This window comes from Stenotrophomonas sp. DR822, from assembly GCF_019793815.1.
Taxonomy (GTDB): Bacteria; Pseudomonadota; Gammaproteobacteria; order Xanthomonadales; family Xanthomonadaceae; genus Stenotrophomonas; species Stenotrophomonas indicatrix.
Genome location: NZ_CP081826.1, coordinates 522,586 through 546,575, shown reverse-complemented (window position 1 = coordinate 546,575; position 23,990 = coordinate 522,586). Strand labels below are relative to the sequence as shown.

The 23,990-nt window shown below is 63.2% G+C and carries 14 protein-coding genes and 1 pseudogene; 9 read left to right on the top strand and 6 right to left on the bottom strand.

Annotated features, from left to right (window positions below; all coding sequences use genetic code 11):
• The first annotated feature begins 26 nt into the window (after positions 1-26).
• The 4 genes from K5K93_RS02530 to K5K93_RS02515 all read left to right on the top strand — a co-directional run bounded on the left by K5K93_RS02530 (position 27) and on the right by K5K93_RS02515 (position 4,596).
• Positions 27-776 (top strand): hypothetical protein, encoded by a 750-nt coding sequence (locus K5K93_RS02530; protein WP_222389660.1) that lies wholly within the window; start codon positions 27-29, stop codon positions 774-776.
• Positions 777-1,178: 402 nt separating this feature from the next.
• Positions 1,179-3,221 (top strand): elongation factor G, encoded by a 2,043-nt coding sequence (fusA, locus tag K5K93_RS02525; protein WP_222389659.1) that lies wholly within the window; start codon positions 1,179-1,181, stop codon positions 3,219-3,221.
• A gap of 234 nt (positions 3,222-3,455) precedes the next feature.
• On the top strand, positions 3,456-3,728 hold the full coding sequence (locus K5K93_RS02520) for a hypothetical protein (protein WP_025877210.1): 273 nt from the start codon (positions 3,456-3,458) through the stop codon (positions 3,726-3,728).
• A gap of 112 nt (positions 3,729-3,840) precedes the next feature.
• Positions 3,841-4,596, top strand: coding sequence for a SapC family protein (locus K5K93_RS02515; RefSeq protein WP_222390951.1), 756 nt, complete (start codon positions 3,841-3,843; stop codon positions 4,594-4,596).
• Position 4,597: 1 nt separating this feature from the next.
• On the opposite strand, the gene K5K93_RS02510 is transcribed toward K5K93_RS02515, so the two are convergent.
• Together K5K93_RS02510 and K5K93_RS02505 are read right to left on the bottom strand one after the other, a co-directional pair.
• Positions 4,598-6,916, bottom strand: coding sequence for an ATP-binding protein (locus K5K93_RS02510; RefSeq protein ID WP_261311911.1), 2,319 nt, complete (start codon positions 6,914-6,916; stop codon positions 4,598-4,600).
• Entirely contained in the window at positions 6,913-7,539 is a 627-nt protein-coding gene (locus K5K93_RS02505; protein WP_093818293.1) for a response regulator transcription factor, read from the bottom strand. Before K5K93_RS02505 ends, K5K93_RS02510 begins: the two co-directional genes overlap by 4 nt.
• A 548-nt stretch (positions 7,540-8,087) precedes the next feature.
• Between K5K93_RS02505 and K5K93_RS02500 the strand changes: the two genes are divergently transcribed.
• The 3 genes from K5K93_RS02500 to K5K93_RS02490 all read left to right on the top strand — a co-directional run bounded on the left by K5K93_RS02500 (position 8,088) and on the right by K5K93_RS02490 (position 13,756).
• A complete protein-coding gene (locus K5K93_RS02500; RefSeq protein ID WP_222389658.1) occupies positions 8,088-9,476 on the top strand; it encodes a DUF389 domain-containing protein in 1,389 nt (462 codons plus the stop codon).
• A gap of 256 nt (positions 9,477-9,732) precedes the next feature.
• The gene (locus K5K93_RS02495) at positions 9,733-13,188 is read left to right on the top strand and encodes an ESPR-type extended signal peptide-containing protein (protein ID WP_222389656.1); all 3,456 of its coding nucleotides are present in this window, start codon (positions 9,733-9,735) and stop codon (positions 13,186-13,188) included.
• A 331-nt stretch (positions 13,189-13,519) separates the two neighbouring features.
• A complete protein-coding gene (locus K5K93_RS02490; RefSeq protein WP_261311910.1) occupies positions 13,520-13,756 on the top strand; it encodes a hypothetical protein in 237 nt (78 codons plus the stop codon).
• 33 nt (positions 13,757-13,789) lie between these two features.
• On the opposite strand, the gene K5K93_RS02485 is transcribed toward K5K93_RS02490, so the two are convergent.
• Positions 13,790-14,689 carry a DNA-binding protein gene (locus tag K5K93_RS02485; RefSeq protein WP_222389654.1) on the bottom strand — a complete coding sequence of 300 codons (900 nt, stop codon included), beginning with the start codon at positions 14,687-14,689 and terminating at the stop codon, positions 13,790-13,792.
• A gap of 41 nt (positions 14,690-14,730) precedes the next feature.
• Between K5K93_RS02485 and K5K93_RS02480 the strand changes: the two are divergent.
• Positions 14,731-15,516: pseudogene (locus K5K93_RS02480) on the top strand (site-specific integrase); the annotation flags it as partial.
• Between the two features lie 324 nt (positions 15,517-15,840).
• On the opposite strand, the gene K5K93_RS02475 reads toward K5K93_RS02480, so the two are convergent.
• Both K5K93_RS02475 and K5K93_RS02470 read right to left on the bottom strand, forming a co-directional pair.
• Positions 15,841-19,635, bottom strand: a complete 3,795-nt coding sequence (locus K5K93_RS02475) for a CHAT domain-containing protein (RefSeq protein ID WP_222389652.1) — start codon at positions 19,633-19,635, stop codon at positions 15,841-15,843.
• A gap of 181 nt (positions 19,636-19,816) precedes the next feature.
• Entirely contained in the window at positions 19,817-20,770 is a 954-nt protein-coding gene (locus tag K5K93_RS02470) for a hypothetical protein (protein WP_222389650.1), read from the bottom strand.
• Positions 20,771-20,879: 109 nt separating this feature from the next.
• On the opposite strand from K5K93_RS02470, the gene K5K93_RS20230 reads away from it, so the two are divergent.
• The gene (locus K5K93_RS20230; protein ID WP_261311909.1) at positions 20,880-21,128 is read left to right on the top strand and encodes a hypothetical protein; all 249 of its coding nucleotides are present in this window, start codon (positions 20,880-20,882) and stop codon (positions 21,126-21,128) included.
• A gap of 865 nt (positions 21,129-21,993) precedes the next feature.
• Here the strand turns inward: K5K93_RS20230 and K5K93_RS02460 are convergent.
• On the bottom strand, positions 21,994-23,634 hold the full coding sequence (locus K5K93_RS02460) for an SEC-C domain-containing protein (protein ID WP_222389646.1): 1,641 nt from the start codon (positions 23,632-23,634) through the stop codon (positions 21,994-21,996).
• Positions 23,635-23,990: the final 356 nt, after the last annotated feature.

The following is a 23,990-nucleotide window of genomic DNA, read 5'->3' as shown; positions in this document are numbered from 1 at the left end:
TTCGTTTTTTTCAAAGGAATGGCCTGATGACTCTCTCCCGCACGCGTTGCGCACTGTTCGCTGCCCTGATCGGCATTGTCGGTACCGCAGGAGCCGCCGCGACCACCAAGGTCTCGCTGATGACAGCGTCCGAAGAGGCGTCGCTGATTGAGACCCGCCATTCAACCGGCGAGGGCGCAGCGGTTTCATCGTTCACCACCGAGTACTTCGCCAATGGTGAGATCTCGATGGCCTGGGAGGACAAGCGCGTGCTGCTGTTGTGCAAGAAGGCGGTCTATCTCAACCTGCCCGGCATGAAACCGGACGCCAGCAAGCTGTCGGTCGAGCAGCGGCAGATGGTGGCCTACGAGGCGATGATGGCCGGCTTCGGCGGCATTGCTGCGCTGGGCTCGGTCACCGGCGAGTCGATCGAGGTTGCCGATGACGGCACTGAGACGCGTCGCCCCGGCGAATCAAAGTGGGCCTACGGCGTGGAGCGCTACGAGGTGGCCACCCAGCGCATGCCGGATGGCGCCCTGCGTGTGCGCGTACGCAAGCAGGCGACGGTCAACAACGCAAAACCCTCCTCGCCTGACGACACCTTCAGTACCGACGAGGACCAGGCCGCACGCTTGGCCGAACTGGCGCCGACCGGCAGCTGGACCGAAGTGCTGATCCATGGCGGTCCGCGCAAGCAGGGCAACGATCCGGCGATGTCGCTGAAGGGTTGGGTGTCGACCGTTGAGCAGCACGCGGCGACCGTGGGCGATGCCCGCCGGCTGCACGACTGCAAGTAATTCGCCTGACGACCTGGGTTGCAGCCACCCATGGGGTGGCTCTACTTCGGGGCTCATCGTTCCATCCATGCGCGCAATATTCACTTGCGCGCCAGATTGACAGGTCTAGAATGCGCCGCATGAACCGGATGCCGCTCCTGAAGTTTTTCACCCTGACCCGCGCAAGCGCGGAACGGGCGTGTCTGCCTGGAGCCCTGCGAGGCCGCTGATCGCGGCCTTCGCTGGACCATCCACAGAGCGCCCTCCGGGGCGCTCTTTTCGTTTCCGCCCCTATCCCTCAACCCGCTCCACCGCAAGGAGAACGTGCCATGCACCAGATCGCCGAGACCGAACGCTAGCCGCACACGCCGTTGCCAACCAGCGTGTGCGGCCCCCGAAGTTGGCCCAGCAGGAACCTTTCTCATGAACACCAACACCCAGACGCTGTCGCGTCTTCGCAACCTCGGCATCATTGCCCACATCGACGCTGGCAAAACCACCCTTACCGAACGCCTTCTGTGGAAGACCGGCGAGATCCACCGCGTCGGCGAAGTGCATGACGGCAACGCGACCACCGACTTCTCGGCGATCGAGCGCGAACGTGGCATCACCATCGGTGCGGCCGCCGTGCACGCACAGTGGGCGCCGCGCGATCTGCCGCTGCACCAGCTGACCCTGATCGACACGCCCGGCCATATCGACTTCGCCATCGAGGTCGAGCGCTCGCTGCGCGTGCTCGACGGTGCCGTGGCCGTGTTCTCGGCCGTGGACGGCGTGCAGCCGCAATCGGAAACCGTGTGGCGCCAGGCGCGCCGGCATGGCGTGCCGTTGATTGCGTTCGTCAACAAGATGGATCGCATCGGCGCCTCGTTCGAGCGCGTGCTGGAGCAGCTGCAGGACAAGCTGCGGGCGCGACCGTGGGCGCTGGGCGTGCCGTTGGGCAGTGAGGGCGACTTGCACGGCTGGGTCGACCTGGTCGATGGCCGTGTACTGCAGTGGCAGGACGCAGGCGCGGCAACGGTGACGGCATGGGGCGAAGCAGAGCGCGCGCAGTGGCAACCGCAGCGCAATGCGCTGGTCGAAGCCGTGGCCGACCATGATGATGCGCTGGCAACAGCATGGCTGGAAGGTCGTGACATCGACGCGGCGACGCTGCGCGCAGCGATCCGTCGCGCGACGCTGGCGGGCGCTGGCGTGCCGGTGCTGGCGGGTGCTGCCTTCAAGGACAAGGGCATCGAAACACTGCTGGATGCGGTGGTCGATTACCTGCCGTCGCCGCTGGATCGTCCTGCGGTCACTGCCGAAGGCGAGGACGGCGACGTCCTGCTGCCGCCGGACCCGGACGGCCCGTTGGCCGGCCTGCTGTTCAAGATCACCCACCAGCAGCACGGTGCGTTGAGCTTCGTACGGCTGTATTCGGGCACCTTGAAGGTAGGCGACAACGTGGCCAGCTCGCAGCACCCGCAAGGGCGTCGCATCAGCCGGCTGGTGCGCGTGCAGGCCGACCAGACCCAGGACATCGGGCAGGCGGTGGCCGGCGACATCGTGGCGGTGCTGGGCTGGAAGGATGCGGTCAGCGGTGAAACGCTGAGCGGGCGAGGGCAGCCGTTGCGCCTGGAGAGCATCCAGGCACAGGCCCCGGTACTGGCCTGGCGGTTGGAGCCGGCACGTGCGGCCGACCTGATCCGGCTGGCGCAGGGCCTGGCAAGCCTGGCCCAGGAAGATCCCTCGTTCCGGGTGGAAACCGATCGCGAGACCGGTGAAACCCTGGCCTGGGGCATGGGCGAGCTGCATCTGGAGGTGATGGTCGAGCGGCTGCGCAGCGAATGGAAGCTGGACATCGGCATTGGCGCGCCACGCGTGGCTTACCAGGAAACGCCGCAGCGTGCCGTGGAAGGCGTTGTGGGCCGCCTGGTCAAGCAGACCGGTGGCCAGGGCCAGTTCGCGCACGTGGTGCTGGATGTGGTGCCGCGCGACGACGGTGAGGTTGTGTTCAATGACCGCATCGTCGGTGGCGTGGTGCCGCGCAACTTCATCGCTGCGGTGGAGAAGGGCGTTCGTGCCGCGCTGTCGGAAGGCCCGCAGGGCCATCCGGTGGTCGGCATCGAAGTCAGCCTGGTGGATGGCCAGGCCCACGCGAAGGATTCGTCGGAGATGGCGTTCCATCGGGCCGGCAGCGAGGGAATCAAGGCCGCGTTGGCGGCCAGTGGCACACAGCTGCTGGAGCCGGTGATGGCGGTGACGGTGCATTCGCCGTCGGCCTCGGTGGGGGACGTCGTGGGCGACCTGAATCGCCGCCATGGACGCGTCGCCCGCATCGACGACCAGGACGGTCGCGCCGAAGTCAGCGGGTTCGCGCCGCTGGCGCAGCTGGTCGGGTATACGACCTCGCTGCGTTCGCTGAGCCAGGGACGGGCCAGCAGCGAATCGCACCTGCATGGCTACGAGCCGGTGCGTGCAGCGTAAGGTGGATGCAGGGAGCCCGTTCGCGGGCTCCCATTCTTGTATTGGCGAGGGGGTCATCCACGCATGGCGTGGATCTACTTCCCACGCCATGCGTGGATGGGTGCCATACGTGCGCCACGCACCTGCATTGCATTGCATTGCATTGCAACAAAACTGCAGAAAAAGCTGGATTAAAGTGATGCCTCACGATAAATTGCGCACCCCCCGTTGCTTGCCGCCGCCCGCACCCTGCCCATGCGTGATGACAATGATCCCGGAACCCTGGAGCTGACCCTGCCGCGCAAACGCGGTCGGCCGCCCAAGTTCGGGTACGCAATGAGCGATGCACAGCGGGCTGCACGCTATCGGGCACGGCGCGCCGGCCAGGCCAACCACGCCGATGTGCGGCATTGCAGCGACATGGTCCTGCTGGACAAGATCCGCGCGGCGGTCAGTGCGCGCGATACCGAACTGGCAGGCTTCCTGGTCCACGTACTGTGGCAGCGCTACCCGTTGCAGCTGAAATAACTGGGGCGGCGGGGTGGCCGTTGTCACCTGCCTTGTTGATAATGCGGGATTCAGGTTGTTCCCGCTGGCGCGCCCGGGATGGCAGGCGCGCATGATCGACATGGTTTCCACGATGACCACCACCAGCGACACCACCACCGAAGCTGCGCCGAGCGGCGCGCCCCTGTTCTACACCCGCCCGGTGCCGCTGCAGGCAGACCTGCACGCCGATCTGCGCATCCTGCCGGGCAAGCTCGAGTTCGCTGCCAACAGCAACTCCATCCCGCTGGTGCTGGGCGAATTCTCGCTGGCGCTGCACCACTTCCCGATCCTGTTCGCTGGCCCGAGCGCGGTGCCGATGGCCGCCGTGGGCGTGACCACCGACAACCTGTTCATCACCGATGGGCTGTGGGACGACGAGACCTACATTCCGGCCTACCTGCGCCGCCATCCCTTCATCTTCATCGACACCGGCGCGGACAATGACTTCCTGCTCGGCATCGACGAAGACAGCCCGCGCATCGTCCGTGGCGGCGACGAAGGCCAGCCGCTGTTCGTCGATGGCAAGGCAACCGAGATGGTGCAGCAGGCGCTTGAGTTCTGCGGCCAGTTCACCCGCGAGCACGAGCAGACCCAGGCATTCTCCAAGGCACTGGTCGACAACGGCCTGCTGGTCGAGCGCAATGCAACCGTGCGCCTGCCCGATGGTCGCGAGTTCAACCTCAACGGCTTCTTCGTGGTCGACGTCGAGAAGTTCATCGCGCTGCCGGATGCGACCGTCGTCGAATGGCACCGCAACGGCTGGCTGGCGCTGATTCACCAGCACCTGATGTCGCTGGGTCGCTTCAACGACCTGACCCGCCGCCAGGCAGGCCGCAACGCCGCCTGATTCAGGGCGACGGCGCGGTTCCCGCACCCCGGGAGCCGCGCCACGCCTGCAGCTCGGCCAGCACCTGGCGCGCATGGTCCCAGCCGGGCGGCACGCGATCCCCCAGCTCCCATAGCTCGCCGGCGCGTGCATCCATGCCGTGCGCGTTGAGCATCTGCAGCACGCCCTGCAGGCGATGCGCATGATGGCGCAGCTGCACGGCATCGCGACCAGCGATTGCTTCGTGCAGGCATTGCAGCTCGCGATCAACATCTTCTTCGTAGGCGGCCACCAGTGCGGGGGCAGCGGCCTCGACGGCACTGCCGGCCACAGGCTGGTCCAGCGCCTGCAGCAGCGCGTCAATCTGCAATGGCTTGACCAGCACGGCATCGATGCCAGCGACCTGACAACGCAGCGCGTGGTCGCCGCCGCTGAAGGCGGAGAGCGCAAGTAGCCGGGCGCGAGGCGTCCGTCCTGCCTCCAGCAACCGCAATTGCCGGGCCAGCGCGTAGCCATCCGTTCCGGGCAGGCCGATGTCCAGCATCACCACTGAACAGGGAGACTCCCTCTGCAGCGCCAATGCATCCATGGCGTTGGCAGCCTCGCACACTGTGGCGCCCCGGCGCCGCAGCTGGGCTGCAACGACCTGCCGGTTCAGTGCATGATCTTCGACCAGCAGGATGCGCAGACCGGCCAGCCGCGGCAGGGCGGACGCAGCGGTAGCGGTCGGCGCCTCTTCCTGTACGCGCTGCACCGGCAGGCGAAGAATGAAACGGCTGCCACGGCCATGCACGCTATGGACATCCAAAGTGCCGCCCATCGCCTCGGCCAGCGTGCGACAGATGGACAGGCCCAGCCCGCTGCCACCTCGCAGCCCGCCTGCATCGGCTTGCTGGAAGGGGGTAAACAGGCAACTCATCTGCGCTGGCTCGATGCCGATGCCACTGTCGATGACCTCCATCAGCAACCACGTGGCTTTTGCCGGCCCATCCAGCTGCAGGCGCAGCTCAACGCCGCCGGTGTCGGTGAACTTGACGGCATTGCCGAGCAGGTTGTCCAGCAGTTGGCGCAGGCAATCCGGGTCTGCCACCAGTAGCGGGAAGGGCGCCTGCGGTGCGGCGAACTGCAGGCGCAGTGCCTTCTTCTGCGCCTGGGGCGCAATGGCATCCAGAGCCTGCGCGCAGATGGCAGGAACGTCGCAGGGCACCTGCTTTGGCCGGAACGTGCCACTGGCCAGGCGGGAAAAGTCCAATGCGCGATTGAGCAATCCGCGCAGTGCTTGGCTGGCGTTGGCAGCGGCAGCTACCAGCTCGCGCTGGCCAGCCGGCAGCGGTGCTTGACCCAGCAGGTCGATTGACGCCATCACGGCCTGGGCGGAATTGCGCACTTCATGACTGATCATGCCCGTCATCCGCGCCTGCTTCTGGTCCAGGCCCTGCTGCTCGCGTCGTCTGCGTGCGGCCAGTACCGGAAATGCCAGCATCAAGGCAGCGGCTGGCAACAGCCAGAACGCGCCATCGAAGCCACCGCGCACTTCCGGGCCAAATGCAGCCGGTAGCGCCTGCCTGGCCCAGCGCTGCAGCAGCTGGGCATGCTCCTGGATGGTGATGTCATCCAGCGCCGCTTCGATACGGTCAAGCAGCTGCTGGTCTTTTCGCCTGGCAAGGAGGTGCAGTTGGGTCGGAAAATCCGCATCCAGAATCTGCAGCCGCAGGCTGTGGGGATAGTGACGTCGCGCCATCGCACCCGCAGTGGATTCCAGGCCTATCGCAGCGTCGGCAATGCCGGCGTCCACGGCAGCCAAGGCCGCACGCATGCTGGGTTGCGGCAGCACGGGCACTGCAGGGTGGTGCTGGGCCAGCCATGCCGGATAGGGGCCTCCTTCAACGGCGGCGATCCTCTGCGTTCGGGCATCGGCAAGCCGCCGCGGCAAGCGCTCGCCAATGCGGCCGGCGAGTACGCTGGCACCGCCGTGGAAGCTGCGCGAGGGCGCCAGGTCGGGGCAGGGCAGGGGCAGGCCGGTGCCCTGCGCCAGTACAAGGTCGGCCCGCCCCTCACAGACAGCCGCCATCGCTGCGTGGGTGCTTGGAAAAGGGACTTCGACGAAAACCAGTCCGGAATGGCGGGCGACGAGCGCCGCATAGCCATGGGCCAGCGTCTGCAACACCTCGGGATTGGCGGCGTCTTCGGGGGCAGGGTGCAGAGTCGGACCGGCGGCCACCCGGACCACCTGGCCAGCCGCCCAGCCTCCACGCTGGATGTCGCCCGCCGAGGTGCAGGGAAGCAGGGTAAACAGTGCCAGCAGTATGGCTCTGCGGACGCGCTTGAACAGCACGGTCACAGCGCCTCCAACTGCTGCCGCATCGCGAAGATCTCCGCATCATTGCGCAGGCCCAGCTTGCGCAGGGCGGCAACCTTCTGCGTGCTGACGGTCTTGACGCTGCGGTGCCGATGCAGGGCAATCTGGGAGACGGTCAGTCCGTCCAGCACGAGCCGGATGACCTCGCGCTCGTTCCGGCTCAGGGCGTCGCAAGGCGTCAGCAGTTTGCACGACGGCGGAATACGGCAGAGCCCTTGGGCCACGCGCACGACCGCGTCGGACAGCTCGGCCAACGGCTCGGACTTGCCGACAAAGCCACTGATTCCGGCATCCAGCAGGTGGTTGATGTTCGCCACCGAAGCCTGCCCGGCAAAGCCGAGTAGCGTTACGCGGGGCAGCACCTGGCGCAGATGCCGGACCAGTTCGGCACCGCTGATGTCGCCGGGGGCCAGGGTAATGTCGATGATGGCTACATCGGCGCGACACTGCTGCAGCGCCAGCACGAACGCCTGGCTGTCACTGTGGCTGGCCACGATCTCGAAGCGGTTGTCGTTGCCCAGGTGGAAGGCCGTGCCGCGGCGGACGACATCATGGTCATCAAGCAGGGCCAGGCGAAGCCGGCGCGGTGTAGGGAATCCGTTCATGCGCAGGAATGTTGTCAGCGCCCAGTGGCGTGGTGCTCATTCTGGCGCCGCTGTCGCGGCACGCATCGAAAACGTTCGATTTTTGAGATTTTTCCTAGAGTGAAATCAGGAAAAGGTGGGCCTTGTGTCGGGATCAACACTGAGTGAGTGCGGCGGAGTGGCCTGTTGCGTCTGCCGGCTTCTGGACTACGTCCGCCGCCATCGGCAGGCCGCCGCAATCCGGGCCTGACGAGGGAGAGGGGGGGGGGTTAACGTGACGCATCACGATGATGGCGCCCTCGTGAAACAGATTGAGCCTGGTCCTATTGGGAAAGAAGGGGGACGGGCGGAGCATCCGGATATCGACCCACGTGGCACTGTGCGAGCACCGCGATGTCTACATCTTCATTCCACTATCTGAAGCAAGCACCGAGTGGTTTCTGGCTGGTAATGCGTGGATCGCAACTCCTGGCAGGGCGAACTGAAGTCTGCGAGGCCAAGCGCGTCCTTGAGCTGTTCGAGCGAATTCATGGCCTGGACCCGTCACAGCTGTCGTCGGGACTCAAGCAATGAACCGTATCGGCAGCCTTGTCAGTCATATCATTGATCATGCCGTTTTCCGTTGGCGCCTCCTGCGGGAGCGGCCGCTGCAGCGCGTGGATCACTCGGCAGTCGTGGACAACGTTGTGGACGCAGGCGGCCTCACCGCCCGCTATGCGTTCATGGCAGTCATGTCGTGCGGCATCGCCATCCTCGGGCTGCTGCAGTCTTCGGCAGCCGTGGTCATTGGCGCGATGCTGATCTCGCCATTGATGGGCCCGATCGTGCAGCTTGGGTTCTCGCTCTGCGTGGTGGATTTCCACATGATGCGGCGGGCATTGATGGCCCTTGCCGCTGGCGTCGCGTTGGCGCTGGGGACTGCAATGTGCATCGTGTGGGCGTCGCCGCTGCAGGAGGCGACCAGTGAGATCCTGGCGCGTACGCAGCCAACGCTGTTTGACCTGCTTGTGGCGATTCTCTCCGGCCTGGCCGGCGGGTATGCCGTGATCACCCGGAAGGGGGAGGCCATCGTAGGTGTGGCGATCGCGACCGCCTTGATGCCACCGCTGGCCGTCGTTGCGTTCGGGTTGGCAACCGGCAATTTCCAGGTTGCAGGTGGTGCGTTCTTTCTGTTCATGACGAACCTGCTCGCCATTGCCTTCAGCGTTACGCTGATCGCCAAGTGGTACGGGTTTGGCCTGAACAACTCGCCACAACATACCGCCTGGCAAGCCACGGTGATCGTTGCCACCTTCCTCCTGCTCGCTGTTCCGCTGGGCGTCGCCCTGCGCAACATCAGTACGCAGACATGGGCCGCAAACCAGGCCCGTTCAATCGTTCAACGCTATCTGGACGTGCACCAGGGTTCAATCGAGCTGATCAACGTGCAACGCAATGACCGGAGCTACCGGGTGGAACTGGTGGCGATGGTCCCTCGCTACATTCCCAATGCGCAGCAGGAGCTGGATGCCCGTATTTCCGCACGCCTTGGCAAGCCGGCAACTGTTCGCATACGACAAACCCTGGAGGCCAGTGACAGCGGCCGGCGCGACCGCGCCGATCTGGATGCGCTCCGTCTGGAAATGAATGCGCTGACGCAGCAATCGGCCCGGTTACGGTGGCAGGCCGACGCTGCCACCATTGCAGACGTACACCAGTGGCTTGGTGACAGGCAGGCCGAGGTGGCTGTCGATGGCCTTCAACAGACCATTACTGTCGCGCTGTTGCCCACGCCCGAGGCAGAGGCGTCCGAACTTCCTCAGCAGGACTCCCCGGATGAAGATGAGAGCGTGCAGCTTCGCCGGCGGTTGTCCGTCGCATTTCCGCATTGGCGCATCCAGGTTCTCCGGCCCCAGCTGGATTCGAGGGGCGAAGGTTCGCAAGCCGCAACCGGGACGGTAGAGCCGCCTGCTGCCTGAGATCGACGCGCTGCCGAGCGTGCGAGTCAGCCCGCCCCGGGGCGTATAGGACGCCGCCTAAAAGCGTCCATGAATATTCCACAAGCAATTGATTTAAAAGGCTTAATTCAAATCCCGACGGCACTGCTAATAGGCTGTGTCCGATGGGGTTGATGACCCTCGCTACCTACTCTGAATCCGTCGCCGAACGTCCCCTGGACCGGCGGGTAGGCCACCAACGGCCTTCACCAAGTCCTTTACTTGACGGAGAACGAGCATGAATACCATCTATCGCATTGTCTGGAACACCGCTTTGGGCAAATGGGTTGTGGCCTCGGAACTGGCTCATGGCCGTGGCAAGCGCACGGCGCGCCGAACCGTGTTGTCCTGCCTGCTTTCCGCCTTGCTGGTGACGTCGGCGGCAGCAGCGGATGCCGGTCCAGACGTTGCCTGCCCAGCTGTCGACAACGAGGTGGTGACCTGTGACGTTGACGCGTCGCCCAACACGGGAGCGCTGTTCGCCGATGCCGACCCGGTCAACGGTGCGCAACTGCGCTCCAGTGTGCAGAGCATTGCTGATGCCTTTGGCGGCGGCGCCGCCGTAGACCCGGATGGGGTGCTGATCGCGCCCAGCTATGTCCTGGGGGGCACAACCTACGGCAACGTCGGCAGCGCATTGAATGGGCTGGACGCACGAATTACCGACAACGAGCAGGCGATTGCCAACATTCCAAATGGCAGCCGCTTCATCGCCGTCTTCGGCAACACCGGCACGGCCGCTGCAACCAACACCGGGCCGAACTCGCTTGCCGTGGGCCAGGGCGCATATGCGACGGGCAATGGCGCCAACGCGTTCGGCGCGACCGCTCGCGCCACCAACAACGGCGCGCTTGCGGTTGGCGTGGCCGCCAACGCCAGTGGGAACAACTCAACCGCCATCGGCCTGAGTTCTGCCTCGTCAGGCGGCAATACGGTGGCCATCGGCACCGGCGCCCGCGGAACATCGGGGTCCGCCACCGCCATCGGCGCGTCGGCCAATGTTGCTGGCAGTGGGTCGACGGCCGTCGGCTACTACGCGGCCATCGGCAGCAACAGCGCCAATGCGGTGGCGATCGGCTCAAGCAGCTCCGTAACGGCGAACGTCAACAACGGGATGGCCATCGGTGCCGGTAGCCGTGTAAGCGGCGCATCCTCGAGCGCCCTCGGCTATCAGGCGCAGGCGACCGGCACGAATGCCGTGGCCATTGGCGCCGGCTCCATCGCCGACCGTGGCGATACGGTGTCGCTGGGCACCGCTGGTGCTGAGCGACAGCTGGTGAACGTGGCCAACGCCACCCAATCCACTGACGCGGTCAACCTGGGCCAGCTGCACTCTGCCACCAGCAGTGTTGCAGCTGCACTGGGCGGTGGAACGATCGTGGCGTCGGACGGGTCTCTCTCTGCGCCCAGCTATACCGTCAATGACGTGGCCAGCGGACGCCAGGAAACGGTGGACAATGTCGGCTCGGCCCTGGATACCCTCAACGGGAGCGTCGTCAACGTCGACGCGCGCATGACGACCCTTGTGAACGCCATCGATGCGGGCACGGTCGGCCTGGTCCAGCAATCGAACGCCAATGCCGACATCACCGTTGGCGTCGGCACCGGCGGTGGTCGCCTGGACATCCGTGGCGCCGCTGGCGCCCGCTCGCTGGATGGGCTCGCCGATGGCGTGGTCGCGGCGGACAGCCTGCAGGCCGTGAACGGGCGGCAGCTGCACGCCACCAATGCGCAGGTATCCAGCAATACCACCAGCATCGTGGCGCTGCAGGAAGGTCTGAGCGGCGCAACCCGCTACGTGAAGGTTGTGGGCCGCAATGACGGCAGTGATGACGCTCAGGCAGTTGGCTTGGGGGCGGTGGCGTTTGGCCGTGCGGCCCGGGCGAGCGTTGCAGATGCCACCGCGATCGGCGCCGGCGCAGTGGCCGCTGGGATCGAGACCGTGGCGGTGGGTGCCGGCGCGCAGGCGACAGGGGAGAACTCTGTTGCACTGGGTGCAGGGTCGGTCGCCACCCGCGACAACGTCGTTTCGTTGGGTGCTGGCTACCAGTTCGGCAACGGCAGCCGTCAGCTGATCAACGTTGCCAACGGCACCGAAAACGCAGATGCGGTCAATGTGCAGCAGCTGCGCCCCGTCGTGGCGGCATTGGGCGGTGGTGCCACCATGAGTGCCATGCAGGGCATTGTTACCGGCCCGCGTTATGTGTTGCAGGGCAACGACTACAACAACGTTGGCGATGCACTGAATGCTGTGGATGGCTCGCTGACCGCGCTGGACGGCCGTGTTGCCATCAACGAGGGGGACATCACCGAGATCAACAATGTGCTGAACAACCTTTCCGGCGGCGCCGCCGGCCTGGTCCGCCAGGCTTCGCCCAGCGACGTGGTTACGGTTGCCGCTGGCAGTGGTGGCGGCAGCGTTGATTTCTCCGGTCTTTCCGGCGCACGCCAGCTCAAAGGCGTGGCCAACGGGATCGAGGACGCCGACGCAGTGAACGTCTCGCAGCTGAGCGCAGCCATCGAGGGCGTGCGCAGTGGCGATACCCGCTATTTCAAGGCGGACGGCGAGGGCGACGGTAGTGACGACGCGTCGGTGTCAGGGCAGGGCGCAGTTGCCGCTGGCGCGAACGCCCGCGCGGCAGGCGACGGCTCGGTCGCCCTGGGGCAGGGGGCGCACGCCTCGGCAGACAACGCGGTGGCGCTGGGTGCCAACTCAGTGGCCGATCGTGCCAATTCGGTCGCCGTGGGCGCTGCAGGTGCCGAGCGCCAGATCACCCATGTGGCCGATGCCAGTGAGGACACCGATGCGGTCAACCTGCGGCAGCTCAAGGCCGCGGGCCTGATTGGCGATGGTGGCCAGAGCCTGGATGCCGTTGTCTACGATGTCGACAGTCAGCGCGGCCGGATTACGTTTGGCGGCGCGGGAGGTACGGTACTGGGGAATGTTGCCGACGGGCGCATCGGCCAAGGGAGCCGTGAAGCGGTCAACGGCGGCCAGATCGCCGCACTGCGGGATGAGCTCAATGGCCAGATCGGGCATCTGGATGAGCGTGTGAGCCAGGTGGAGAACGGCGCTGGAAGCGGTGGCAAGGACACGCCTTACTATGACGCCAACGCGGCCGATGGCGCAGCAGACGGGGCATCTCCGCTGGCAGGCGCAGGAACCCCGGCTACCGCCGCAGGTGCCGGTTCGGTCGCTGCGGGGTCTGGTGCCAACGCTTCCGCTGCGAACGCCGTTGCGCTTGGCGCTGGTTCGCTGGCCGACCGGGACAACACGGTCGCCGTTGGCCACGAGGGTGGCGAGCGGCAGATCACGCACGTGGCCCGCGGCGTGCGCGACACCGACGCCGTCAACGTTTCCCAGCTGAACCAAGGGTTGAATGACGCAAAGGCTTACGCCGATTCACGGGTCCAGGACGTCTGGGAAGGACTGAATGACCGCGTGGACCATGTCAGCCGCCAGGCCAATCGCGGCATTGCCGGTGCCGCAGCCTTGATCCAGGTCACGCCTTATCTGCCGGGCAAGACGGTGCTCAACGCCGGCATGGCCAGCTACCGCGGAGAAACGTCGCTGGGTGTCGGCATCTCTCGCTGGAGCGACAATGGCCGGGTCAACATCAACGCGGGGGTCTCTGCTGCGCGCGGCGATCGTCCCATTCTGCGATTCGGTGTCGGGATCGTGCTGGGCGACTGATCCCGCTCGGCGCTGCGGTGGGAAGAGGAGTGCCACGGCCTCGCATCAGTGAGGCCGTGGTCTGATGTGTCTGGATCGGGCGTTTGTAGACGGGAGATCACGCGATGGGGCCGGTGGCGTGTTGAACAGTCATGGGCTAGTGAGAACATAATATACATTATGCGAAATGCCATATCTGCCGTCGTGGGGTTCGTCGGCTCCGCATGGCAATGGCTGCTGTCAGTCTTCTTGATTCTTGTCCTTTTGCTTAGGATCGTGCCCCTTCTTGATTTTATTGGGAATTTTGAGGCGTTCAGGGACACCATCCTAAATAAGGAAGTATCGGCTGTAGTTGCCTTCGATCCTGTTCGTAATGACCCTGCCGTCTGTCTGCCACTGGGTCTGCTGTTCCAGCAGTTCCGAATCTGAGTCAGCTGAGGTGGCCGAGAGCTACAACCAGTGGCTCCGAGCAAAAATTGAGCGCGCCATTGCCGATACGCGACCGGCGATTCCTCACGATCAAGTGGTGGCGCGCGTGCGGGCGACAATCGATGCGGCCAGAATGTGCCGGAAAGCTGCAGAAGATTGATGCACCTCTTCGCGAACCCCTGGGCGCCTACGCTCACGTCGACTTCGGGCTCTGCCGCCGCGCGCGCAACCTCGGGGTCGCATCCTTCGGTGTGTTCCGTTTAAAGGCTGCCTCCAGCTGCGCCGGAAGCTCTCGCAGACTACTGAGTTGCTTCTCAAGTGCCTCGCATCTACCCCGGAGAACATCAGCAGCTTGACCGACCGAGATGGCTGCAGATTGGGCAGCATGCAGCTCCTTACGTAGCTGCTCCTCAATTGCCCTTTGGGCTTTGGCCTGATTGTTGAGTTGAGCCTGAAGATCTTTGGCCTCTTGACGAGATCGATCCACGTCGCTGAGCGTTCGATTCTCGACAGATCTGACGTACTCGGTCCAGTCCTCTCGCTCAGATTTCGCTGTTTCCAGCGCTTCATGAAGACGGGCATCAAGCTGTTGTCTTGCTGCCTCAGCTCGATCGGCTCTCCTAAGCCCGAGATCCCGCTGCTCCGTGAGCTCCGAGATCTGCAGGCGTAGCTGGTTGACCAATCGCTCCAGTTCTGCAGCTTGCGTAGTAGCAACACGTTCGCCGGCGATAGCGGCGGCGCGCTCTGAGCGCATTTGACTCAGTTCGTCCGCCACCACCTGTGACCTGGCATCCAGCGCATCACGCTGGGCGGCCAGTGACTGCTCAGACTCCGCGAACTCTCGAAGGGCTACCTCCCTGGCATGCTTCAGCGCCAGCTCCCACCATTGTCCGGCCAGTTCCGCCAACACCGCTGGTGCGTCCTCAAAGCCAGGACGCCGTGGCTGCAGGCGCGTGCCGAGTCGGTTCCACCACGTCTCCAGCCAGCGAGTCCCCAGGTGAGCCCGAATTCGCTCAACGGTTGGGCGCTCGCCCTTGGCCACCAGTTCGTCGGCGGCGGTGTGCACGTCAGATTCGATGATGCCGCGGGCCATGCGATGTCTCCTGTACTGGCGCCCTACTCTGCTGGTAACGTATTGACCAAGCGCTGTTCGCCGCCGGCCTCAAGGCGAAGGTCGGGCCGCTTAAGCTTTCGACCGTGGTACAGCGGGTAGCTGTGCTTTCCACCGCCCACAAGCTCAAACGCCTGGCTAACCCCTGCGAGTTGCCTAGCGTCCGCACCCTGCTTAGCCGGGCCCGGCGCGCGGCGGTCAAGCGCGGCGAACGACCGACCAAGAAGACCGCGATTACTCGGCCCGAACTGGAGGTCATGCTGGCGACCTGCGACGACAGCCTCGAGGGCCTGCGTGACCGTGCCCTGCTCTGCTTCGGGTTCGCCAGCGGCGGGCGACGTCGCAGCGAGATCGCCGCCGCGGATATGCGGGACCTGCGCAAGGTCGGCGAGGACGCCTATATCTATCGACTTGAGTATTCCAAGACGCAGCAGGCCGGGGTGTCAGTCGATTCGACCCCGGACAAACCAATTTTGGGGCGCAGCGCCGAGGCGCTCGCGGCCTGGCTCAATGAGGCAGAAATCCATGAGGGTGCGATCTTCCGGCGGGTTTGGAAGGGGCGGGTCGGCCCTGCCCTCCTTCCAGGCTCAGTGGCGGCAATCGTCAAACGCCGCGCTAAGTTGGCAGGGTTGGAGGGGGACTTTGGGGCACATAGCCTCCGGTCAGGGTTCGTGACCGAGGCCGGCAAGCAGGGGGTGCCGTTGCCGGCGGTGATGGCCATGACCGAGCACCGTTCCGTGGCGAGCGTGATTGGGTACTTTCAAGCAGGTGCTGCTGAGGACAACCCAGCTGCGCGACTATTGAAATGAATGGAGCCAATTGTTGATCGATTGGAGACGTAGCGACCTAAACGGGGCATCCAAGCGATCGAGCAGTAGCGGAACACTTTGGGAGGTTGACCGGTAGCAGGCCCTCAGAAACAACCTAACACCTTCCACTAGGTAGAAACTCTGACATCAACCGCGCCATCTCACGCCTGTGTTGGCAGGCCAACGTGCTGATAGCCGAGTGGCATCTGCGTGCGGCGCGTGCGCAGAGAGGCTCACATTCGGCACCTTTGGCTCAGTAGGCGGCCAGTGCATCGGTCGGCATGGCTCGTGCTCGGCGGCACGAGCGCGTTTTTCTGATCCTCGCTATGGCGCGGCATTGAGGTCGACGCGTCGTAGGAATGGATTGCCATAGAGCGTCAGCGCCATGGCGTCCTGTGGTTCGTTGCCCATCTGCGCACTGACGGCGCGGTTGCCGGCGCCGTTGGCTTCGAGCAGGGTTTGGCCTCCACCCCACGCGGCGAGGAATGCCGGAAGCCAGTGAGAAGGGACGCGCGCGTCCAGCGGCCAGGGTGAGGCAATAACAGCGGCGCTGCCGCGATCGAGCAGTTGCTTGGGCAAGCCCACCGCCGTGCTGGCGGCGGGGTGTTCGTCTTGGCGTCCGCCATTGCACACAAACAAGACCACCACGCCGGCGCCTTGGAGTGCGCGTGCCAAGGCGGGCCCGCTGACCCGCAGTTGGGCCTCGTCCGCGATGCCCCTGAAGAAGCGATTGTCGTCCGCGAGGCCCCCGTGCGCGGCGACGATCGCCAGCTCTGCGCCCTTGAGGCCGTCAGGCACCTGCGCGCCCGTATGCAACGTCACGGCATGCTCGGCAAGTACATCCGTGACGCGCTCGGCCACCGTGACAAGCGTGCCGTTCGCCCCCCCTTCGACCGCCGTTGGAATCCATGCCACAGGCGGCTCCAACGCGCGAGGCGGCAACCTCGTAACCGCACGCAACCATGTCAGCGATGGCGCTACGGCAAACTGGGTCGTGCGGCCGAGGAGCTCGCCATCCACGAGCAACAACTGCGGCGGGAGCCGCTGCAGACGGGTGTCCAGAATGAACAGTGCCCGATCGCCTGCGCCGGCGGACAAGCCCAGGTCACGCATGCTGGTGTAGAAAATGTTGGGGTCACGTGGAGGCCGTGCGACCTCGGGCCCACCCGTGGGGCCTCCGTCGGCGTAGGCGTAGGGAAAACGCTTCGACCAAACGTGCAGCGCCGGCATCGAGAACGCCTCATGCTCGCGCCGCACCGTAACGGCGCCGGCTTCGGCGCTGACACGGATCAGGCGGTCTTGGTGATCGATGGCCAGTAGCTCTATGCGAACGCCATGCTGCGAAAGCGCCTGCAGTACTTGCGAAGGCTCGTCCAGTGTCGTCGGCAACCAAGCGCCTTCGACGGCACCCGGAACGGCAATTGCGTGATCGGTCGTCAGTTCGGCGGCGAAACTTGCCGTCCGCGCGTCTGTCAGTGTCGCCTCGTCCGACAACTGCGCCCTCGCCGCGCGAACCAGGTACTGCACGTCGAATCCGACATCGTCGGCGTAGCGCGCCTGCTGCACCGCTTGGGCGCGCTCCAGCAGCCTCTTGGGCCCTACGGAGTCATGGGCTGCCAAGCGCACGAGCTCCTTGGTGATGGCTCCCGCTGCTCCGATCGCCTCTTCAACACGGGTTTGCAGAGCGGGCTCGATCGCGATGCCCAGCCCTTCGGCATGGCGCATCACCTGCACAGCGATCATCAAGATGGTGACTAGTTCGTCGTCCTCGCGCCGAACCACCTGAAGATTGGCATCGATGGCGGCGAGCAGCGGCGGCCATGGCGCCTGGTCTGCGGCCCGCGTCGCCATGAGCTCGGCCATCGAGATGCCCACGCGCATGGTTTCGATCCGATGCCCGCGAAGCTCGAAGTCTCCCAGCTGATGCAGCAGCCGCTCGCACCGATCCAAGAACTGCCGCGAGGCATCCCACAGGCCCGCATCCCGCAAGGCGCGAACCACCCCCATCGTTTCGTAGTAGGCCTGGTCGAGCGAGACGGCGCCTCGTGTGGCCAACGCGCAACCGAAGGCCAGAAGCGCGCGAGATTCGTTGCCCATCCGATGAAACACATCGCCATAGGCGAACCACGCCAAGCGAAGGCGATCCGGGCGGCCCTGCGTAGCGGCCAATCCAGCCTCCACGAGGTCGCGCGCCAGCTGAGCTTCCCCCGACGCCACCAGGCGGCTGGTCACCATCCGTAGGATCTCCAAGTCCTCGTTTCGCCGCTGCGCATGGGGCGCGAGTGCGAAGGAGACCAACGCCATCAACCGCAACGTTGGACCATCGTCCGCCTGCTCCTGCTCAATCGTGTGCTGCACCGTGCGTTTGATAAATCGCAGTGCCGCATCGGCAGGCATCGTCAGCATTTCTCGAGGCAGAGCGACCTTGCTCAGATCGACAGTGCGTTGCTGCTCTAGCCAGGCGGCCACGCATTCGTACAAGGCCAGGAGATCATTGGCTTCCACAGGCTCGTCACCCTCGGCGTCAGCCGGCGGCTGCGGTTCTGGCTGCGATGCGCCAGCGAGACGGAGCAACGCAAAGGCGAGCAATGCCATTCCAACGCTGCCTGCGACCTCGACCGATAGCAGCTCATCCAGGCGCTCGCGCGTCCCGGTCTCGGCGGGATTATTGGCTAAATAGAGCAGCATGAACAGGACCGCGTCGGCTAAAACCTCCTGTGGGCCGCCCTCACGCAGAAGCACCCGTTCAATCGCCCACATCAGCGTCATTGCGACGGGGCGAGCCAAGGGTGACGTCTCGCTCATCGACGACGCAATCAGCGCCACGTGCACAGGCAAGTCACGACGTCGGGCATCCAGCGTCATCGCCAACCGTGTCTCACCGCGGTGGCCAGGCCATTGTCCATCCAGCGCCTCCAGCGCGGCCACATAGTCCGGCACGCCCTCCGCGCGCATGGCAGTCAGGACGGTGTCGATATAGTCGTCGAGAGGTAATGGGATGCCGTAACCGGTTCGGGCCAGGAGGCCGTCACGGGTCGCCCGGAACAGCCCGCGCAATTGATGATCCCGAAGCGCCGTGGATGTTGGAAAGTTCGCGACCAGCCACGCCAGGCTTCGCGTCTCGATGACCGCGGACGGGACGGATTCGGTCAGTTCGAGCGCGAGCTCGTTGACGCCCAAGTCAGTCAGTTCGTCTGCACTTGCTTCCATTAGCTGCCGGGCTAGCTCGACATCATCGGCACCGAGCGCCATCGTCGCGAGCTTGAGTTTCAGATCGGCCGGTGCCTGCTCCAGATGGGGAAGATAGGCCCGCACAAATTCCATGGCGTGCAGCGTCCGCCCGCCGCGATGCAGAACCTGCGCCTTCGCCAGCATCTTGACGGGTGGCGTCCAGCCCGCAGTGGCATCGATTTCGCCTAGCACCGACAGTATGTCGCCGTGCTCGATTCGCTCGACCCACTCTCGCAACCGCCTCATCTTCGCATCACCAAAGGCATTCGCCACGTCGGCACCCCAGATCGACGCCTCCATGCCACGCAGCGCATCCAGATTACGCGCCAAGCTCGGCAAGTACTCCCCTGCGTCGATCAGTACGTACGTCTCCTCGCCCGTACGATCTCGGCAAAGATTCGCTAGATCTATCAAGCTCGGAACCCACCGATCTTCGGGGACCTGCAATTCCGCAGGCTCGCGAACGGGCTCATCGATACGGCGGAAACGTGCGCCGCCGACCACGATCACGAAGCTACCGGCTGGCGCCGCCGCCACCGTACGCAGCACCTCATCGGTCTCGAAGGTTGTCATGCGGTGCACTTGAAGCCGGCGCGCGAGCACCACGCGCTCCTCGGCGTCCATGGGATCTGGGCGCACCCGCGTGACGTCTCTTTCGACATCGGCCGCCACTGTGTCCAGAACGTCAGGAGGCAAGATCACGACCGCCTGCCCGAAGACGGGGCGGCCTTCGGCATTGGTCATCCCCGCAAGCACGACGAACACTAGGCGTGCGAGGCGCACGTTCTGGCCATGCGGCCCCATCAGCGTCAGATTCAGATCGCTCAAGTGTCCATCACGAAACAGATCAATCCAAGGGACATCGCTCGGGTCGAGCATGGCGGCCATGGAGAACGTCCTGAGGTCAGGGCGAAGACAGGGGTGGCGGAGCGGTCGACGCGGTGGCTACGATCTCCGTCCCTTCGAGAAGGGACCGGATCACCGGCGAGCGATCAACCATCTCCACGAGGGGGTCCATTGATCGGTGCCTAGCCTCAAACCCACGGCAATACAAAAAGTATCCTACATCTTATGGCTCATTATTGTCTTCATCATAGCCCATGAAATCATCTTGAGGAGCATAATATTCCGCCGCATCATAGACTTGCGTCTTCTTGTAGCGGTCACCAAGCCCGACCACCGACAGCCGAGAAAGGCCAGTTATCTTCAAGCCACAAGCGACGCATTCAAAGTGGGCTGGAAGATGTTCCTGCTTCTCAATTATCTCTCCGTCACGAAGGGTTTGAACCGGTGCAGAAACAGGCTCTCCCACAACAAGTGCTTGCGAAGTGCACGCAGGGCATTCAACACGGTGCCCTTCTTGCCGAGTCGCCCTGACCGCGGCTTGCGCTGCCAACGTGGCACGCTCCTTGTCACTTTTGGCATGCCAGACTTTTTTGTGGGCTTCAACGTCGCCTTTCACCGCTTTAGCGCTGTCATCGACTGCAGCAGCAATAACTTGCTTCGCAACCTTTGCCTCATCCTCGCCAAAAAAGTCCTCTAAAGTCATACCCATTGAGCCAAGGAGAACTTCACTGGCCTGATAAAAACGCGGCTGCCAAAAGGAGCCTTTGATTCCGTCGAAGCCTGGATCGCCTGAATGTAGTTCGGCATTACGCCTACCAGTGTGCAATATTCCGAAACTCTCGTGCTCCTTCGTGAAGTCCGGAAAGATCGCCATAAGACGTTTAAACACTTCACTGACCGCGATCGACTTTGGCGTGAATTTTTCCTCTATCGGACTGAACCCCAACGCATGGTAGAGACTACCCCACCCCTTGTCGGCCTCTACCAAAAGCGCCGGACTCACATTGGCTAGAGCTGCTCGCGCGAGGAATTCCAAAGAGAACCCAGACCAGAGGGCGTACTCCCAATCATCGCTATCGAGATCACTCATATGCTGCACGTAACGTTGGGCCTTGAGATAAAGCGCTTCCGGATCCCAGGTCATAGGGGTTGCCGCTGGTTTGACTGTCTTCTTCATTCAAGGCCTCTAGGTATACCCTCTGAACTCTTCTATTTTCACGCCCAGCAGGAATCGGCGAGCGTGCGTGCAGCATGCGCCAATTGTCAATCAATAAAGTATCTCCAACGTGCGCAAGGGCGATCCTCAAAGGCTCAGATCTACTCAGTTGCTCCTTGATGCGCCGATCGGCGACATCACCGACTCTGCTGGCAGACCTCAAGAACAGATCATCCCACCGGAAGCAATAACCATTTTCGGTGGGCTCGTACAAGCGAAGCAATTCGAGCGCGCCGTTTCTTGGTCTGCGCGGTTTAAAGATGGCGCGCGCAAGAATGTCCACAGGCACGGCATCGAAGACGTCTTGCCCGTCAAGTAAAAGAGTTGGGACGTCAGCGTAGCCGGTCACGCATCTTAGGAGTAAGTATCGAGGTGGGGTGCGCCAATGCGCAAGGTCGGTATGAAATGGGAAGGAACCGAGCCCGTAGCTACCGCTGTACGTGTTCGGCGTCGAGTTAGAACGAGGAATCAACTCTTGGATCGCTCCACGTCCCAACGGATCGAGCGGTTGACCAAGTGCGCGTGCAACCACGAGAACGTCCGCCTCAGGGCGATAGGAACGAACAAACGCATATCCGTCTCTCGCGATATCTCCCCTAAGGGCATGCATAACGGGCTCCCTTTTCCGCGCTACGCTTTTCCATGACCACTGCGCCCCCTCACCCATAAAATTATGTGTCTAATCTATACGTGAGCATGCGCCGGCTGACAAGCGGCATAGATGGGCTAAGGCCTCAATCGGTGCGGTGACGACCTTCCAGAGCATTGCACGGTAATCGTCTTAAGGATCACATGGCACGTCGACGACACTCGCATGCTAGCCGCCCTTGGTGCTAGACAATGATCACTTCCCACCTCACCTGCTGCTACCCGATTTTCGGGCGGCAGCTACTTCGGCCACTCGGCGCCCACTTCGTGTGCGCTGCCCTCCTCGAAGTACAGGTGCGGTCAAACTGAGGTTCACAGCACCGCGATGGTTCTAGGCCACTAGACGCCCTCTATCCACCAGCGTTTGACCTCCACCATAATCCCGATAAATCCCCCTACTCCTTAACTCTTCCCATGCCAGCTGCAAGAGCGGACATCACTGTTCATTTCCCGGGGACTAGCCAAAGCCGAAGTCCCTACCCGGGGAATTCGTCATTCATCCAACGCGCGCGTTCAATACCTAGCAGAGCTACCTCCTAAGCCCGAGTCGGCGGCGGCTTCATCCTTTGAATGTGCACTGGGACTTCCTGCGTGCCCGCCCGCTCCATCACAGAGTTCACCATGCCTTGCACATAGACGTCCAACAGCTCGGGCTGCGTGAGCGCGGCAAAGCGGTCGCTGTGTTCTCCCATGAACTGAAGCAGCTTTTCCTTTGGGGTGCGGACGTAAGTAGCTTTCAATCTGTCATAGAGTTCAATTGGATCATTGATAGGGCCCGGTTCCTGGCGGATCTCCCCGAAGAAGGTCTCTGGATAGCGCTTCCAAGCGGCAAATTCCTCAGGCGAGAGCCGGTTAGTGTAGATCGCTCGCCCACCTTCGTCCCGATCAATAATCAACGCGACCTCGCCGTTGTCGTTCATCACGCAGGCGTCTTCCAAGATGCCTACCACACCATCGTCCATCTGATATCGGTGCCCGATGAGTAGGCGGTTTGATGTCAGCCCAGGAATTTCCCCTTCAAATGTGGAAGGCAGGTCGATATGTTCCCGGATCGATGCCACGAGTGCCTCGACCTCAGGATTACGTACGCGCATCTCAATCTTCTGCGGCAGCGTCAGGAACTGACCGGTTCGATAGTCATCGATCTTGAAACCCTCAACGGCGGCTCCAGCATCGGGAACCTGTGTGTCAAGGTGGTGATGGTCCGGATAGTTGGTGATGAACACCACGGCGGGTGGCAGGGTCGCTGCCTTGGGTTGTGCCTCGAACTTTCGAAGCGTGTTGATGCCGATTGTTCGCCAATCATGTGGTCCACCGGGAACATACGGATAGGCCTGCGTGTTCAGATCGACGAAGATCAAACGGTCATGTGGGGTTGCCTTCTTCAGCGCATCACTCACCAGCCCAGCAAACTTCCCAAGATGCTGGTTGGCCTGCTTCGCAACATCCTGGTTTCGGATCTTGCACTCGATGCCAAACGCTTTTCTGGTGCGCGGATAGGTGGCGGTGTATTCCACATGCTTGGTTCGGCGATCGGTTTCATCTTCCCATTCCAGCTCGAACCCGGCTCTCAACAGCATGGCCGCAACGCGGATCTCATAACGCACCCCGATGAACTGATCTTGACACTTCAAGCGACCAATCAGTGATTTCCGCAGCTGAGGGGTGCGCGTTTGATCATTGTTGTGTTCCAGGGTGTAGAGGTCATACGCCAGCGTTAGAAAGGCACTGATCGCGCCGGTCATTGGCGTCTGTTGTGTCTCGCCTGGCGCCAGGTTGGCGGCTTTGGACGCCAGCAGGAACCTCTCGTGCCAATTAATCACAGGATGACGTTCGTCGTGTTCCAGCTGCGTCTGGGCTTCAAACCAGTCGCGCCCCAGAACATCGAGGATGTAGCTATAGAGGAAGTCATGAAAAGTTGGCCATGCGCCTTGAAAAAGACGATGGCCCACAGCAACGATCCGCTTACCGGCTGTCTGGGCGGTAATGATTGGGCGACCGAGGCCTTGCTGTCGCTGCTGCTGTATCCAATTGATCTCAGCCTTGCGCTGAGCTTCCTCGGCCCCTCGCGAGATCATCTCTTCGTAGTTGACATTCGGACCGCCGTGGCAGCGCTTGAACTTCTTGCCGCTTCCACACGGGCAGAGATCGTTCCTGCCTGGCTTTGTTCCGCCCATATGTGGCTCTTTCTCCGTTCTTCCTTGAGGGTGGCCCACTTCAGCCGCTCATTCACTTCTCTCAATGGTCGTGCCGAGATGGTCGTGCAGAGGTAGCAGCAACCACTTCGATCTGGCGTCATCAACACTTTACATCCTCCGCATCGGGTCGGGAACGGCCCTCCCCTACCCTCGATAAACATCCCTAATCCCCCCCCCTTCGCCTGATGTCCGTTTCTGGCCAGACGTGGGTCCTCTGGGGCCCGCGTCACGCGCTTAAGGGGGGGGCATAAGAGGGCCTTTTCACAGCTGGCGATCAGGAGTCAGGCGATCCCCGTCTCTGGATCAATTCGTTGTCATCGCCTTGATCTTGAGGT

Bases quoted from the DNA above. Each gene is read 5' to 3' on its own strand.
- K5K93_RS02530 (WP_222389660.1), top strand. From the start codon at position 27: ATGACTCTCTCCCGCACGCGTTGCGCACTGTTCGCTGCCCTGATCGGC.
- fusA (WP_222389659.1), top strand. From the start codon at position 1,179: ATGAACACCAACACCCAGACGCTGTCGCGTCTTCGCAACCTCGGCATC.
- K5K93_RS02520 (WP_025877210.1), top strand. From the start codon at position 3,456: ATGCGTGATGACAATGATCCCGGAACCCTGGAGCTGACCCTGCCGCGC.
- K5K93_RS02515 (WP_222390951.1), top strand. From the start codon at position 3,841: ATGACCACCACCAGCGACACCACCACCGAAGCTGCGCCGAGCGGCGCG.
- K5K93_RS02505 (WP_093818293.1), bottom strand. From the start codon at position 7,539: ATGAACGGATTCCCTACACCGCGCCGGCTTCGCCTGGCCCTGCTTGAT.
- K5K93_RS02500 (WP_222389658.1), top strand. From the start codon at position 8,088: ATGAACCGTATCGGCAGCCTTGTCAGTCATATCATTGATCATGCCGTT.
- K5K93_RS02495 (WP_222389656.1), top strand. From the start codon at position 9,733: ATGAATACCATCTATCGCATTGTCTGGAACACCGCTTTGGGCAAATGG.
- K5K93_RS02485 (WP_222389654.1), bottom strand. From the start codon at position 14,689: ATGGCCCGCGGCATCATCGAATCTGACGTGCACACCGCCGCCGACGAA.
- K5K93_RS02475 (WP_222389652.1), bottom strand. From the start codon at position 19,635: ATGGCCGCCATGCTCGACCCGAGCGATGTCCCTTGGATTGATCTGTTT.
- K5K93_RS02470 (WP_222389650.1), bottom strand. From the start codon at position 20,770: ATGAAGAAGACAGTCAAACCAGCGGCAACCCCTATGACCTGGGATCCG.
- K5K93_RS02460 (WP_222389646.1), bottom strand. From the start codon at position 23,634: ATGGGCGGAACAAAGCCAGGCAGGAACGATCTCTGCCCGTGTGGAAGC.